Consider the following 15,085-nt stretch of genomic DNA (forward strand, 5'->3'; position numbering starts at 1 on the left):
GCCGCCGGGCTACTGCCCGAGTCCGCCGAGCACCGTCTCGGCCCGCTCGAGCGCCTGCTCGTCGGCCTCCAGGTCGGGGGTGAGGCCCTGGCCGTCGACACCGCGGCCGGAGGGGGTGCGGTAGTGGCCGACGGTCAGTTCGGCGACGGAGCCGTCGGGCAGCGGGGTCGGCATCTGCACCGAGCCCTTGCCGAAGGTGCGGGAGCCCACCACGACCGCCCGGCCGCGGTCCTGAAGGGCTCCGGTGAGGAGCTCGGCCGCGCTCATCGTCCCCCCGTCGACCAGGGCGACCAGGGGTCTGGTGGTGTCGCCGCCGGGCTCGGCGTGCAGGGCGCGCTGCTCGCCGTCGACGTCGTAGGTGGCGACCAGGCCGCCGTCGAGGAAGGCGGAGGCCGCGGTGACCGCCTCGGCGACCAGCCCGCCGGGGTTGCCCCGCAGGTCCAGGACGATGCCGGCGCCGGCGGGGGCCTCGCGCACGGCGGTGCGGACCCGTTCCCCGGAGCCCCTGGTGAAGGCGCCGACCTCGATGACCCTGGCCCGGGAGGCGAGGGAGCGGACGGTGACCGTGTCCCGGGAGACCCGGGCGCGCCGCAGGGTCTCGCTCCACGCGCGCGTGCCGCGCTCCAGGCCGAGCCGGACGGTGGTGCCGGCGCTCTTCCCGGTGGTGTCGCCGCGCAGTATGGAGACGACCTCCGTGACGGGGCGGCCGTCGACCTTCTCGCCGTCGACGCTGCGCAGCCGGTCGCCCGGGCGGATGCCCGCTCCGGCGGCGGGCGTGCCGCTGCCGACCCGGGTCACCTCGATGCGCCCGTTCCGCTCGCGCGCCCACAGGCCGACGCCGGTGTAGGCACCGTCGAGGGTGTCCTCGAAGTCCTCGTACTCGCCCGGGGAGTAGACGGCGGCCCAGCGGTCCCCGCTGCGGCTGACGGCGCGCTCCGCGGCCTCCAGGGGGGACGCCCCGTGCGCGGCGGCCTCCTCGGCCGCCCGGGCGACCTCGGCGTGGTGACCGACGGGCGCGGCCTGCGCGGCGCCGTCCGCGGCATCCCGGCGGTCGGTGCCGGGGAGGCTGCCCGTGGCCGCGCCGGCGACGAGGACGCTCGCGAACACCAAGGTCAGGGCGGCACCGCGGCGGACGCTGCGGTGCCGACAGAACGGGTCACGACCTGACATGCCGGTGAGTCTAGGACAACGCGAAGGGGCGCACGGCCCGTTGACCGCGCGCCCCTGTTGGCAAGAGTCACACCTTCAGATACTTGCGCAGCGCGAAGAACGCGGCCAACGCCGGCATCAGCAGACTTGTCGCGAGGATGAGCGGAAGCTTCGTCAGGACGGCGTCCCAGCCGATGAAGTTGATCAGACTCAGCTTCTCCGACAGGGCCAGTCCGTGGTCGATGATGAAGTACCGCCCCAGCAGCAGGAAGGAGCACGCCAGGGTGCCGCCGATGAGGCCGGCGACCGCGGCCTCCATGATGAACGGCGCCTGGATGTAGAAGCCGGAGGCGCCCACCAGACGCATGATCCCCGTCTCGCGCCGGCGGCTGAACGCGGACACCCGGACCGTGTTCACGATCAGCATCAGGGCGACGACCAGCATCAGGGCCATCATCGCGAGCGCGGCGATGTTCATGCCCTCGAGCAGCCCGAAGAGGTTGTCCAGCAGCCCCTTCTGGTCCTGCACCGACTGCACGCCGTCCCGCCCGTCGAAGGCGGTCGCGATGACCTGGTACTTCTCCGGGTCCTTCAGCTTGATGCGGTAGGACTCCTGCATCTGGTCCGGGGTGAGGGAGCTGGCCAGCGGCGAGTCGCCGAACTGCTCCTTGTAGTGCTTGTACGCCTCGTCCTGCGACTCGTACGACACCGTGTCGACGACCGACATCTTCTCCAGGTCGGTCTTGATCTGGCTCTTCTGGTCGTCGGTCACCGCGCCCTTGGCGCAGTTGGGGTCGGACTCGGCGTCGCTCTTGTTGCAGAGGAAGATGGAGACGTTGACCTTGTCGTACCAGTAGCCCTTCATGGTGTTCACCTGGTCGTTCATCAGGAGTGAACCACCGAACAGGGCGAGCGACAGGGCGACGGAGACGACGACGGCGAAGGTCATCGTCAGGTTGCGGCGGAGACCGACGCCGATCTCCGACAGGACGAACTGGGCGCGCATGGCGTCTGATCAAGCCTTTCCGTGGAGCGTCAGTGCTGGTAGCCGTAGACGCCGCGTGCCTGGTCGCGCACGAGACGGCCCTTCTCCAGCTCGATGACGCGCTTGCGCATCTGGTCCACGATGTTCTGGTCGTGCGTCGCCATCACCACGGTGGTGCCCGTCCGGTTGATCCGGTCGAGCAGCTTCATGATGCCGACGGAGGTCTGCGGGTCGAGGTTGCCGGTGGGCTCGTCGCAGATCAGCAGCTTGGGCCGGTTGACGAAGGCCCGCGCGATGGCGACGCGCTGCTGCTCACCGCCGGAGAGCTCGCCCGGCATGCGGTCCTCCTTGCCGCCGAGCCCGACGAGGTCGAGCACCTGCGGCACGGACTTGCGGATCTCACCGCGCGACTTGCCGATGACCTCCTGCGCGAAGGCGACGTTCTCCGCGACCGTCTTGTTGGGCAGCAGGCGGAAGTCCTGGAACACGGTCCCCAGCTGGCGCCGGATCTGCGGCACCTTCCAGTTGGAGACGCGGGCGAGATCCTTGCCGAGGACGTGCACCTGACCGTGGCTGGCCCGCTCCTCGCGGAGGACGAGCCGCAGGAAGGTGGACTTTCCGGAGCCGGAGGACCCGACGAGGAACACGAACTCGCCCTTCTCGACCTCCAGGGAGACGTCCCGGAGGGCAGGGCGGGTCTGCTTGGGGTAGACCTTGGACACGTTGTCGAATCGGATCACGGATGCACCACGGGTAGCCGGGGGTAGATGAGCGTGACCTTACGCGACCCGGGTGGGCGTGCGCAGGCACCAGTAGGGGTTGCGCAGGAGTTGCGCCCTTTTGTTCCGGTGCCAAGTGAGGGCAGCGTCCCCAGGGGCGCGGGGCTGGGACATGTGCGGCTCCGCCGCGTGGGCGCGAGCAACCCCGACGGCGCCGCAGCCGCGAATCCTCATGAACCATCCTCTCCGGGAGCGACCCGGCGCAGCTTCCGCGGGAACCTGGCACAGTGGAAGGGGAACGTTCACGCGGTGGTGGGCGTTGAACCCCAGGAACCGGTGCGAGGAGGGCGAGCGCATGACGTACGACCGGCTGGTGTGCGCGAACTGCGCCGCGCCCGTGAGCGAGGGCCGGTGCCCCGTGTGCCGTGCGAACCGCGAGCGGCTGCAACAGGAGAACAACTTCTTCGCGGGGCTGAACCCGATGACACTGATCGCCCTGCTGGCGGTACTGATCGCGGCGGTGGCGCTGCTCGCCCACCAGACCGTCTGACCCCGGGGCACAGGACACGGGCGAGGGCCCGGAGCGCACTGGCGCTCCGGGCCCTCGTCTCATGTCGTGCGTACGGTGGGTACGCGCGCGGCCACCGTCAGGCGGCGGCGCCGCTGCGGCCGGTCATCAGGCGCGGGAGCACCCGGAAGCCGATACCGCCGGCGATCATCGTGGCGGCGCCGATCACCAGGAAGGTGGTCTCGGCGGCACCGGTCTCGGCGAGCTCCTTGCCGCTGCCCTGCGCCGAGGCCGCCGGGGCCTCCTCGCCGGTGTCGGTCAGGGAGGAGGAACCCTCCTCCTGCGGCGAGGCACCGCCGTCGGGGTCGAGGCCGCTGCCGGGGGCGGACTCGGAGGGCGCCTCGGTCGGGTCCTCCGTGGGGTCCTCGGTCGGGTCCTCGGTGGGGTCCTCCGTGGGGTCCTCGGTGGGGTCCTCCGTGGGGTCCTCGGTCGGGTCCTCCGTGGGGTCCTCCGTCGTCGGCGGGTCGGTCGGGACCTCGGTGGGCGGGTCGGTGGGCTCCTCCGTCTCGTCGTCGCCCGGCTCGTCGCCGTCGAGGCTCACGCCGAGGCCGAGGCCCGCGTCGTTCGCCTCGGCGCTCACGCCGATCTCGAGGGCGGAGGCGGCGCCGGCCGCCGTCAGCGAGGCACCGGCCGCTATCACGGCACCGGCCGCGATGCGTGCGACACGGATCCGCGTCTTCTTGGTCATGTGGTTGCTACCCCCAGTAGCTCATCGTCAGTGAGGCGGCGCCCGGGGCCGTGATCAACGGAGGTAACTGTGATGGAACGCCCCCCGGTTCACATGCGCCCCAGAAATGCGCATGCCACGCTGCACCCTTCCCACTTTCCAAAAGAACGTCAAGGCCGTTGCGACCGCGATGTCCGACTCCGCATGCTTTGCGAGACACGGAACCTGTGAGTGTGATGTAAATCCCGGACATCCCCGACACGACAAGGCAACTGCCGCTCGTTGAGCGGCAGTTGCCTTGTCGACAAATCGGTGTGCGGCGGAGGGGTTACTTCTCCCGCTGCTTGCGCCAGCGAATTCCGGCCTCCAGGAAGCCGTCGATCTCGCCGTTGAACACGGCCTCGGGGTTGCCGACCTCGTGCTCCGTGCGCAGGTCCTTGACCATCTGGTACGGGTGCAGCACGTACGAACGCATCTGGTTGCCCCAGGAGTTGCCGCCGTCGCCCTTGAGGGCGTCCATCTTGGCCTGCTCCTCCTGGCGGCGCCGCTCCAGCAGCTTGGCCTGGAGCACGTTCATCGCGGTCGCCTTGTTCTGGATCTGCGAGCGCTCGTTCTGGCAGGAGACGACGATGCCGGTGGGGAGGTGGGTCAGGCGCACCGCCGAGTCGGTGGTGTTGACGCCCTGTCCGCCGGGCCCGGAGGACCGGTACACGTCCACGCGCAGCTCGGACTCGTCGATCTCGATGTGGTCGGTCTGCTCGACCACGGGGAGCACCTCGACGCCCGCGAAGGAGGTCTGGCGGCGGCCCTGGTTGTCGAACGGCGAGATGCGCACCAGGCGGTGCGTGCCCTGCTCGACGGAGAGGGTGCCGTAGGCGTAGGGCGCCTGCACGGCGAAGGTGGTCGACTTGATGCCGGCCTCCTCCGCGTACGAGGTCTCGATCAGCTCGGTCTTGTAGCCGTGCTGCTCGGCCCAGCGAATGTACATGCGCTGCAGCTTCTCGGCGAAGTCGGCGGCGTCGACGCCGCCGGCCTCGGCGCGGATGTTGACCAGCGCCTCACGGGAGTCGTACTCGCCGCTGAGGAGGGTGCGGACCTCCATCTCGTCCAGCGCCTTCTTGACCGACGTGAGCTCCGACTCGGCCTCCTCGCGGGTGTCCGGGTCGTCCTCCTCCTCGGCCATCTCGAAGAGCACGGCGAGATCGTCGATCCGGCCGCGCAGCGTCTCGGCCTTCCGTACCTCCGCCTGGAGGTGGGAGAGCTTGCTGGTGATCTTCTGCGCCTCGTCCGGGTTGTCCCACAGGGACGGCGCGGCCGCCTGCTCCTCGAGCACGGCGATGTCTGCCCTCAGCTTGTCGAGGTCCAGGACGGCCTCGATCGACTCCATGGTCGAGGAGAGGGACTTGAGCTCTTCGGATACATCGACGACTGCCACGCCCTCCAGCGTAACGGCTTCCCGCCGTGGGCCATGCCGGGCGGGGGGGCACCCGGCTCCCTCCCGTCTCCCGGGGGCTCGGCCCCCGGGGCCCCGTTCGCGCGGTTCCCCGCGCCCCTTGGGGGAGTCGTCTCCCTCGCGTGGCTGGGGGCGGGCGGGGGCGTGCCGGGAGGGTGCCGCCCGTCGTCCTCCCGTTTCGGGGCTCCGCCCCCGGACCCGGTTGCGCAGTTCCCCGCGCCCCCGGGGAGTCACCTCACCCGCGTGGCTGGGGGCGGGCGGGGGGTGCCGCCCGTCGTCCTCCCGTTTCGGGGGCTCCGCCCCCGGACCCCGGTTGCGCAGTTCCCCGCGCCCCCCGGGGAGTCACCTCACCCGCGTGGCTGAGGGCGGGCGGGGACGTGCCCGGGGAATGCCGCCCGTCGTCCTCCCCTTTTCGGGGCTCCGCCCCCGGACCCCGGTTGCGCAGTTCCCCGCGCCCTAGGGGGAGTCACCTCACCGGCGTCACAGGAGCGGGCGGGGGCGGTCGGGTGGGATACCGCCCCTTGCCCTCACGCTTCGGGGGCTCCGCCCCCGGACCCCCGTTGCGCAGTTCCCCGCGCCCTGGGGGCTACGGGGCGGTCGGGGCCGAGGTCTGTGTGTCGGCGGGTGGGGGGGTGGTGTCGTCCGAGGTGGCCAGCCAGGTGCCTACTCCAGCGACTGCCAGGATCAGCGCCGCCACCGCCACCACCAGCCGGCGTCGGCGGGTGACCGCGCGGTTGCGGGCGGAGCCGGGGCGGGGGGCGCCGGCCGCGCGGGGGGCCCGGGCCGTGCCGTGGGCTCCCCCGGCCAGCTCGTCGGGCGCCGGCACCCGCATCGACGTGTGCGTGTCGCGGTTGGAGTCGGACGGCTTCGCGCCCGGCACCAGCGGGACCGCGCCCCGGCGGCGCACCGGCTGTCCGGTCACCGGGGCGGCACCGGACAGCTCCTCCGCGGCCTCCTCCGCCGCCTCGGTGTCCGGCTCGTCGACGTCCAGCGGCGGCATCCCGGCCAGCAGCGGCAGCAGCTCCCGCAGCCGAGTGGCCAGCTCGGAGGCGCGCAGCCGGGACGCCGGGGCCTTCGCCAGGCACTGCACCAGCAGCTGCCACAGCTCGTCCGGGATGCCGGGCAGCGGGACGACCGTCTCGGTGACATGGCGGCGCAGCACGGCGCCCGGGTGGCCGCCGCCGAACGGCGTGAAGCCCGCGAGCAGCTCGTACAGGACCGTCGCGAGGGCGTAGATGTCGACGGACGCGCGCGGCGGGAGGCCCTCGACGATCTCCGGGGCCAGGTAGTCCGGCGTGCCGATGATCTTGGTGGCGCGGGTGCGGCGCGGGGTGTCGATGAGCTTGGCCACACCGAAGTCGGTGAGCAGGGCGCGGTGCGAGCCGCCGGGGCCGAGCGGGCCCTGCATGTCGAGCAGCACGTTCTCCGGCTTCACGTCCCGGTGCACGACCCCGGCCGCGTGGGCCGCCGCCAGGCCCTCCGCGACGTCGGCGACGATCGCCACCGCGGCCTCGGGGGCCAGCCGGCGCTCCCGGTCCAGCCGGGTGCGCAGGTCCGTGCCCCGCACCAGGTCCATGACCAGCGCGAGGTCGTTGCCGTCGACCACCAGGTCCCGCACGGACACCACGTGCGGATGCTCCAGACCGAGCAGCGCCGTCCGCTCCTGCACGAAGCGGCCGACGAGCTCCTGGTCCGAGGAGAGATCCTCACGCAGCAGCTTGATGGCGACGGGCCCCTCGGGACCCTCACCCAGCCACACCGTGCCGGCGCTGCCCCGCCCGAGGATCTGATGGGCGGTGTACCGGCTGCCGATTCTCCGTGCCAAGACTGCTCCTACCGACGCGTGTTGTCGCCAAAGCTACGCGTCCGGACAGGTGACCTTCACCGGAGACCCGGAAATCGGCCTCCAGGTGTCGACAAATCGGCAGACCCGTTCAGTTCGTGGGGTCCGAGGGCCCGCCCAGGTCCTCGATCCAGCCCGTGATCGAGCCGAACCAGTCGCTGAGCTGCTCCCAGTAGCCCTTGCCGGCGCCGATCCAGTCCTGCAGCGGGCTCAGCTCCCAGATCAGCCAGCTCGCCACGAACAGGATGAGCAGCGTGAACAGGCACCCCTTCAGGCAGCCGAGGCCGGGGATGCGCATCGGGTTGGCGCCGCGCTGCCGGGGCTGGCGCGGCTCCCGCGCGGGGCGCTGCGGCTCCGGCGGCGGCGCGTACCGCTGCGGCGGCTGGGGCTGCCGGCGCCGCTGGCGCTCCGGCGGCGGGGCGTACTGCTGGGGCTGGGGCTGCTGCTGGGGGTAGCCGTATCCCGGGCCGGGCTGGGGCTGGGGCTGACGCTGCGGCGGCTGCTGGGGCCGGGCGACCTGCCGCTGGGGGCGGCGCCGCAGCGGGTCCTCGCCGGGGTCGAGGTACTGGACCTGGGTCTGCTCGTTGCGGTCGCGGGCCGCGCGGAGCTGGTTCTGCCAGGGGTGCGGGTCCTCGGGTCCGCCGGACTGCCCGGGCGGCACGGGGGGCATCACGGCCGTGGGGTCGGCCGCGCCGGGCGGCGGACCGGTCTGCGGCAGGACGCTGGTCGCCGCGTTGGGGTCGTAGGCGCCGTTCGGGTTCTGCGGCAGCACCTGCGTGGGGTCCGAGGCGCCGGGGACGCCGGGCACCTGGGCGGGCGTGGGGTCCGGGGCGAGGAGCGCGCCGACGTTCTCCGCGGCCGCGATCTGCGCCGAGTTCGCGTGCACGCCGATGCCCTGGGCGACGACCCGCAGGCCGCGCGCGAGGTTCTCGGCGCTGGGCCGCTCGTCGGGGTTCTTGCGCAGGCAGCGCTCGATGACCGTCCACAGCGGGTCGGGCACGGTGGACGGGCGGCGCGGCTCGGCGCTCAGGTGCTGGTGCAGCACCTCCAGGGCGGACGCCCCGGCGAACGGCGGACGGCCGGTGACCAGCTCGTACAGCAGGATGCCGGCGCCGTAGATGTCGACGGCGGAGGTCTGCGGGCGGCCCTCGGCGGACTCCGGCGCGATGTACGCGGGCGTGCCGACGAACTCCTGGGTGCGGGTCAGGCCCGGCGAGTCGGCGAGGCGCGCGATGCCGAAGTCGGTGAGCATCGGGTGCAGCTCGTCGCCCTGCTGCTTCAGCAGGACGTTGGCGGGCTTCAGGTCGCGGTGCACCACGCCGTCGGCGTGGCTGGCGCCGAGCGCGTCGGCGATCTGCGCGGTCAGCAGGGCCGCGGCGACGGGGGTGAGGGGGCCGTTCTCCCGCAGGTAGCGGTGCAGGTCGGGGCCCTCGACGAGGTCCATGACCAGGGCCAGCAGCTCGCCCTCGACCACCAGGTCGCGGACCCGGACGATGTTGGGATGGGTGAGCCGCAGCAGGACCGAGCGCTCCCGCAGGAAGCGCATCACGATGTCGGCGTCGCCCGCCAGCTCCTCCTTGAGGACCTTGATCGCCACGGTCTCGCCGGGCTGGCCCGGCACGGCCGCCTCGGCGCCCGCGGTCTCCCGCTGGCGCGCTCGCCAGACGGTGCCCGTGGCGCCGCGTCCGAGCGGCTCCTCGAGCAGGTACTTGCTCCCTACCGGCCGCACGTCATGCGCTCCCTGCTGCTTGCCTGGCTGGCGTACACCGTGGTCCACCCTGCTGCGGAATGTTCCGACCCACTGTAGTGCCGCCGCACGGGATACCGGCCGGCCGACTTCTGCGTCGGCCTGTGCCGGGTCCTACGCACCGGTTCCCGTTCGTGTTCGACGGTTCTGCGGTTTCCGCGTGTGGGGCGGAGTCTGCAGGAAAGACGCCCGACTCTGTCCGTTGGTTGCCGCGGGCCGGACGTGACCGATCTCAAGTCGGCCCGGAGTGATCATCCGGGCGTCACTGGTCAGGCATTTTTACGGGCAGAGCCGACCAATCAAGATCATTTGATGCCCGGGGGCGGGCGCGCTGTCGGTGACAGGTGCGAGGATGCGGGCAGTACTGGCCGTACGTGCGCGTGTGGCGGTGGGGGAAGTCCGCGGAGGGGGACCGCGGGGCGGCTTCGTCCCCCGTGTCGCGGGCGCCCGCGCAGAAGGGACCGCTGACGGCGATGCAGATCCGGCTGACCGTCGTAGACCCGCTGGGCCCCTCCTCCCCCGTCCGGGAGCGGGCCATGAGCTGCGACGTGCTGGTCACGGCGCCCGCGGGCACGGCACTCGCCGCGGTCGCCTCCGCACTGGCCTCGGCGGTCTCCGGCGGCGACGGCACCTCCGGCTCATCGGGCGCGCCCGTGTTCTACGCCGGTGACCAGCGCCTGGACGCCCAGCGCTGCACGCTGGGCGAGCCGCCGCTGATCGACGGCGCGGTACTGGCGGTGGGCGCCCCGGGCGAGCCCGAACCGCACCCCGAGCTGGACACCACCCCGACCCGGCTGCATGTGGTCGCCGGACCCGACGCGGGCGGGGTGCATCTGCTGCACGGCGGGGAGATCCGCATAGGCCGCTCGGGCGACGCCGACGTGCCGCTCGACGACCCGGACGTCTCCCGGCTGCACTGCGCGGTGACGGTCGGCGCGGACGGCCGCGTCGCGGTCGCCGACCTCGGCTCCACCAACGGCACCACCCTGGACGGCCGTCCCGTGGGCCCCCGCCCGGTGCGGCTCGTCCCGGGCGCGCTGCTGCGCATCGGCGAGTCCGCGCTGCGGCTGACCCCGGCGGAGGGCCCGTCGGCGCGGACGGCCACCACGCCGGACGGTGAGGGACACGTGCGGGTGCCGGGGCCGCGCGCGGCGGACCCGGAGGACGGAACGGACGCAGTCGCCGGGGGGCGGACCGCGGCGGGGGGCGGCGCCGTGGGGGCGCCGGGCCCCGGGGACGGTACGGGCGGCCTCCCCGGCGGCGTGCGGGAACCCCGGCCGCACGGCCGCACCCACCACGCCTACGGCTCGGCGGACCGGGCCACCTCCGCGCGCGCCGACGGCCGCACCACCTCGGGGCCCGGCCCCGTTCCGCTGGTGCCGGAGCAGAGCGGTCCGCCCGAGGCGGAGCGGCGTGACGGCGCGGCCCCGCGCACGGTGCGGATCGCGACGCACGGGGACGTGCCCAGGATGCCCAAGGGGCGGCGGGTGTCGCGGCCCGGCCCGGCCGACGAGACGCACGCCGGCCAGGGACACGCGTCCCCCCTGTACGCCGACCCCGTGCACAACATGTACGGCGACCCCGTGCACGACGCCGCCCGGGACGAGGCCCCCACCGCCCCTCCCGGCCCCCCGCCCGCCGGACCGACCGGCCGGACCACCGGCGACGCCCACGACGGGCGTTACGGCGACGGCACCACCGCCGGCCCTCACCCCGACGTCCGTTCCGACCCCCGCCCCGGCACCCACGACGACGCCCTCGGCGGCACCCGCAAGGGCACCCCCGTACGGGGCACCGACCTCCCCGAGCCCCCGCGTGCGCGCAGGCGGGGCGGGATCGGCGCCTGGGCGCGGCGGCTCACCGGCGGACGGCAGGAGCGCGAGACCGACACGGCCCCCTACGACGCGCACGAGGAGGAGCCGGAGCACGCGCCGGTTCCCTTCGCTCCCGTACGGCCCGAGACCTGGCCGGACCCGGCCACCCTGCTGCTGACCGCGCTCGGGCCCGGCCCCCGGCTGTGGGAGCGCGGGCCGGGACACCCGGAGGCGCTGGCGGTGCGGCTCGGCACGGCGGACCGGCCCGCGCCGGACGGCTCCGGTCTGCTGCCCGTCGTCCCCGTGACCGTGGGTCTGCGGGAGGTCGGCGCGCTGGGGCTGGCCGGCCCGCGCGAGCGCCTCGCCGGACTGGCCCGCGCGGTGCTCGCCCAGCTCGCCGCGCTGCACTCCCCCGACTCCCTGGAGATCGTGCTGGTCGCCGCGGATCCCGCGCGCCCGTCGGCGGAGCGCACCGCCGAGTGGTCCTGGCTCGGCTGGCTGCCGCATCTGCGTCCGGGGCGCGGCCAGGACTGCCGGCTGCTCCTCGCCCACGACCGGGAGCAGGCCGCGGCCCGCACCGACGAACTGCTGCGCCGCCTCGCCGACCACGACCACACGGCCGCCCCGGCGGGCGCGGGCCCGTACACGGTGGTCGTCGTGGACGGCGACCCCGGCGGCGCCGACGTCCGGGCGGCCCTGGCGCGGCTGGCGGCGGACGGGCCGCGGGCCGGGATCCACCTGCTGTGTCTCGCCGAGACGCCCGCCGCCTCGCCCGCGTCCCCGGTGACGGAGACGTACGAGGCGGCCTGCGCGGTGGCGCCGGCGTTCCGGGACTGCGGGGCCGTCGCCCTGCTCAGCGGGGACGTGGCGACCGCGCTCAGGCTGCTGCGGGTGGCCCGGGCGGGCGACGGCACGGCGCCCGGCCCGGTCGGGCACGGCACCCTCGCCACCGTCGACGCGGTCTCCGCGGCCTGGGCCGAGCGGTTCGCGCGGGCGCTGGCGCCGCTGCGCACCGACGGGCCCGCGGCCGGGCCGCACGCACGCGTGTCGGCGCCGCTGCCCCCGTCGGCGCGGCTGCTGGACGAACTGGGCCTGGCCCGCGCCACCCCCGCCTCGCTGATGGCCCGCTGGGCGGACGCGGCCGACGACACCCGGGCGCTCGGCGGACGCGCCACCGCCGTACTGGGCGCCGGACCGCGCGGTCCGGTCACCGCCGACCTGGCCGCCGACGGACCGCATCTGCTGATCGAGGGCCCGTCCGGCAGCGGCCGTACGGAGCTGCTGCGCGCGGTCGTCGCCTCGCTGGCCGCGGCCGAACGTCCCGACCGGCTGGGCATCGTCCTGGTCGACGGCCGGAACGGCCCGGTGACCGGCACCGGGCACGGCGAGGGGCTGCGGGTGTGCACCGACGTACCGCACGTCAGCACCCACCTGTGCGCCGACGACCCGGTGCGGATGCGGGAGTTCGCCCAGTCGCTGAGCGCCGAGCTGAAGCGGCGGGCGGAGCTGCTGGGCCGTTCCGACTTCGCCGAGTGGCACACCGGGCGCGAGCTGACGGACCGGATGGTCGCCCAGCGCACCGCCGCCTCGCGCGGTGCCGCCGCCGGGGCCGAGGACAACGGCGACCTGGACAGCCCGCCCAGCGCCACCGTGCGGCTGCGGCCGGGCGCGGACCGCCGCAAGACGGAGGCGGCGCCCGCGCTGCCCCGGCTGGTGGTGGTCGTCGACGACCTCGACGCGCTGGTCTCCCCCGCTCTCGGCTCGCCGGGCCGGCCGGCCGCCGGGTCGGTGATGCGGGCACTGGAGGCGGTGGCACGGGACGGCGAGCGGCTCGGGGTACATCTGGTGGCGGCCACCGCGCCGTGCCCCCGGACTGCGCAGACCGAGCCGGTGAAGCAGGCGTCGCTGCGGGTCGCGCTGGACGCGCCGGTCGTCGGGCGCGGGCCGGACGATCCCGCGCCGGGGCGTGGCCGGCTGGTCCGTCCGGACGGGCGGGGGGAGGAGTTCCAGAGCGGGCGCGTGACGGGGCGTATTCCGCGGACCGCGACGCTGCGGCCGACGGTGGTGCCGCTGGAGTGGCACCGGATGGGGGACCCGCCGGCACGGCGGCAGGTGCGCGAGCTGGGGAACGGGCCTACGGATCTGGCGCTCCTCGCCAGCGCCCTCGACCGGGCGGCCCGCCAGGTCGCGTCACCACGGGTGCCGTCGCTTCTGTAGGACGCCCGCGCGTTACGTCCTGGAGCGGGGACCCTTGCAGCGGCCGCGGCGGAAAGCACCCTCAGGGCGCGGGAACTGCGCGACCAGCCACGGACCACCCGCACCCGGCGCTGCGGAGGTGCCGCTGCGCCCACCCCTGCTCTCGGCTTCGCGAGCGGAGGCACCCCATCGCCCCAGCGGCACAAATGCCCGCAGCAGCGGCGTGCCTGCCTGCCCGCCCGCAGCAGCGGGGACCCTTGCAGCGGCCGCGGCGGAAAGCACCCTCAGGGGCGGGGAACTGCGCGACCAGCCACGGACCACCCGCACCCGGCGCTGCGGAGGCGGGCCGCCCGCGTCCCCGCACCGCATGTGACGCCTGATCACGACGTGGTCACGATCGTCGAGTTGACACGGGACGCGCTCTTGCCACCCCCACGCCCCGGGCGTAGACCAGACCGCACGGGACAGCGCTCGAACGTTCGGCGGAGTACGACGGAGTACGAGAACGGGGCAGTGATGCGCAGGACGAGCAGGATCATCCGGATACGCAGGTCGCCCGACCACCACGTGACACCTCCCCCACCCGACGGGCCGTCAGGGCCGCCGCGGCCCTGGCCGCGGGTGTGCTGGCGGTCTCCCTCACCGCCTGCGGAGGCGACGACGAGGGCGGCGGCGGTGACGCCAAGGGCAAGGGGTCCGGCGACACCGGGACCACCGTCACCCTGCCCAAGCTGGACGGCCAGACCCTCGAGGTCGCCGCCGTGTGGACCGGTGCGGAGCAGAAGAACTTCAAGCAGGTCCTCGCGGAGTTCGAGAAGCGCACCGGCGCCAAGGTGACCTTCGTGCCCGCCCAGGACCCGATCATCAACTTCCTCGGCTCGAAGATCGCGGGCGGCGCCCCGCCGGACGTGGCGATGCTGCCGCAGCCGGGCGCCATCAAACAGGCCGTGGAGAAGAACTGGGCGAAGCCGCTCGGCCCGGAGGCCACCAAGGAGCTCACCAAGAACTACTCGCAGGGCTGGCAGGACATCGGCAAGGTCGACGGCAAGCAGTACGGCGTCTACTACAAGGCCGCCAACAAGTCGCTGATCTGGTACAACGCGCAGGTCTTCGAGAACGCGGGCGCGGCCGAGCCGACGACGTGGGACGAGCTGCTGAACACCGCGCAGATGGTCTACGACTCGGGCGTCACCCCGTTCTCGGTCGGCGGGGCCGACGGCTGGACGCTCACCGACTGGTTCGAGAACATCTACCTCTCCCAGGCCGGGCCGGAGAAGTACGACCAGCTGGCCAAGCACGAGATCAAGTGGACGGACCCCTCCGTGAAGGAGGCCCTGACCACCCTCGCCCAGGTCTGGGGCAAGAAGGACTATCTCGCGGGCGGCCCGAACGGCGCCCTGCAGACGGAGTTCCCTGCGTCCGTGACGCAGACCTTCACCGGCGGCGACCAGCCGAAGGCCGGCATGGTCTACGAGGGCGACTTCGTGCAGGTCAACATCGGCGAGACCAAGGCGGAGGTGGGCACCGACGCGAAGGTGTTCCCGTTCCCCGCGGTCGGTGACGCCCCGCCGGTGGTGTCCGGCGGCGACGCGGCGGTGATCCTGGAGGACTCCGAGGCGGCGCAGGCCCTGGTGACGTTCCTCGCCTCCCCGGACGCGGCGGGCGTCCAGGCGAAGCTGGGCGGCTACCTCTCGCCGAACAAGAACGTGCCCACCTCCGCGTACCCCAACGAGGTCCAGCGGAAGATGGCCAAGGCGCTCATCGACGCCGGGGACGACTTCCGCTTCGACATGTCCGACCAGGCCCCGCAGGCCTTCGGCGGCACGCCCGGCAAGGGCGAGTGGAAGGCGCTGCAGGACTTCCTGAAGAACCCGGCCGACGTCGCCGGCACCCAGGCCAGGCTGGAGGCCGACGCGGCCGCGGCGTACGGGAACTGATCCGGCG

The 15,085-nt window shown here is 73.9% G+C and carries 10 protein-coding genes; 3 read left to right on the plus strand and 7 right to left on the minus strand.

The window, feature by feature from the left end; all coding sequences use genetic code 11:
* Positions 1 to 9 precede the first annotated feature (9 nt).
* The 3 genes from F3L20_RS28110 to ftsE all read right to left on the minus strand — a co-directional run bounded on the left by F3L20_RS28110 (position 10) and on the right by ftsE (position 2,874).
* Positions 10 to 1,170 carry a S41 family peptidase gene (locus tag F3L20_RS28110; RefSeq protein WP_167534626.1) on the minus strand — a complete coding sequence of 387 codons (1,161 nt, stop codon included), beginning with the start codon at positions 1,168 to 1,170 and terminating at the stop codon, positions 10 to 12.
* A gap of 67 nt (positions 1,171 to 1,237) precedes the next feature.
* Positions 1,238 to 2,155, minus strand: coding sequence for a permease-like cell division protein FtsX (ftsX, locus tag F3L20_RS28115; protein ID WP_145827512.1), 918 nt, complete (start codon positions 2,153 to 2,155; stop codon positions 1,238 to 1,240).
* A 29-nt stretch (positions 2,156 to 2,184) separates the two neighbouring features.
* On the minus strand, positions 2,185 to 2,874 hold the full coding sequence (ftsE, locus tag F3L20_RS28120) for a cell division ATP-binding protein FtsE (RefSeq protein ID WP_006132401.1): 690 nt from the start codon (positions 2,872 to 2,874) through the stop codon (positions 2,185 to 2,187).
* A gap of 334 nt (positions 2,875 to 3,208) precedes the next feature.
* Here ftsE and F3L20_RS28125 point away from each other — a divergent pair, with 334 nt between their 5' ends.
* Positions 3,209 to 3,403, plus strand: coding sequence for a hypothetical protein (locus F3L20_RS28125; protein WP_024885332.1), 195 nt, complete (start codon positions 3,209 to 3,211; stop codon positions 3,401 to 3,403).
* Positions 3,404 to 3,500: 97 nt separating this feature from the next.
* Here F3L20_RS28125 and F3L20_RS28130 read toward each other — a convergent pair whose 3' ends face one another.
* The 4 genes from F3L20_RS28130 to F3L20_RS28145 all read right to left on the minus strand — a co-directional run bounded on the left by F3L20_RS28130 (position 3,501) and on the right by F3L20_RS28145 (position 9,113).
* Positions 3,501 to 4,109, minus strand: coding sequence for an LPXTG cell wall anchor domain-containing protein (locus F3L20_RS28130; protein ID WP_150156687.1), 609 nt, complete (start codon positions 4,107 to 4,109; stop codon positions 3,501 to 3,503).
* 307 nt (positions 4,110 to 4,416) lie between these two features.
* Entirely contained in the window at positions 4,417 to 5,523 is a 1,107-nt protein-coding gene (gene prfB, locus F3L20_RS28135) for a peptide chain release factor 2 (RefSeq protein WP_150156688.1), read from the minus strand.
* Positions 5,524 to 6,127: 604 nt separating this feature from the next.
* The gene (locus F3L20_RS28140; protein WP_150156689.1) at positions 6,128 to 7,366 is read right to left on the minus strand and encodes a serine/threonine-protein kinase; all 1,239 of its coding nucleotides are present in this window, start codon (positions 7,364 to 7,366) and stop codon (positions 6,128 to 6,130) included.
* A gap of 109 nt (positions 7,367 to 7,475) precedes the next feature.
* A complete protein-coding gene (locus F3L20_RS28145) occupies positions 7,476 to 9,113 on the minus strand; it encodes a serine/threonine-protein kinase (protein ID WP_150156690.1) in 1,638 nt (545 codons plus the stop codon).
* Between the two features lie 491 nt (positions 9,114 to 9,604).
* Between F3L20_RS28145 and F3L20_RS28150 the strand changes: the two genes are divergently transcribed.
* Both F3L20_RS28150 and F3L20_RS28155 read left to right on the plus strand, forming a co-directional pair.
* Complete coding sequence (locus F3L20_RS28150) at positions 9,605 to 13,162, plus strand: FHA domain-containing protein (RefSeq protein ID WP_150156691.1); 3,558 nt, start codon at positions 9,605 to 9,607, stop codon at positions 13,160 to 13,162.
* A gap of 602 nt (positions 13,163 to 13,764) precedes the next feature.
* A complete protein-coding gene (locus F3L20_RS28155) occupies positions 13,765 to 15,078 on the plus strand; it encodes an extracellular solute-binding protein (protein WP_167534627.1) in 1,314 nt (437 codons plus the stop codon).
* Positions 15,079 to 15,085 lie beyond the last annotated feature (7 nt).

This window comes from Streptomyces tendae (assembly GCF_008632955.1).
Taxonomy (GTDB): domain Bacteria; phylum Actinomycetota; class Actinomycetes; order Streptomycetales; family Streptomycetaceae; genus Streptomyces.

Bases quoted from the DNA above. Each gene is read 5' to 3' on its own strand.
- F3L20_RS28110 (WP_167534626.1), bottom strand. From the start codon at position 1,170: ATGTCAGGTCGTGACCCGTTCTGTCGGCACCGCAGCGTCCGCCGCGGT.
- ftsX (WP_145827512.1), bottom strand. From the start codon at position 2,155: ATGCGCGCCCAGTTCGTCCTGTCGGAGATCGGCGTCGGTCTCCGCCGC.
- F3L20_RS28125 (WP_024885332.1), top strand. From the start codon at position 3,209: ATGACGTACGACCGGCTGGTGTGCGCGAACTGCGCCGCGCCCGTGAGC.
- F3L20_RS28130 (WP_150156687.1), bottom strand. From the start codon at position 4,109: ATGACCAAGAAGACGCGGATCCGTGTCGCACGCATCGCGGCCGGTGCC.
- F3L20_RS28150 (WP_150156691.1), top strand. From the start codon at position 9,605: ATGCAGATCCGGCTGACCGTCGTAGACCCGCTGGGCCCCTCCTCCCCC.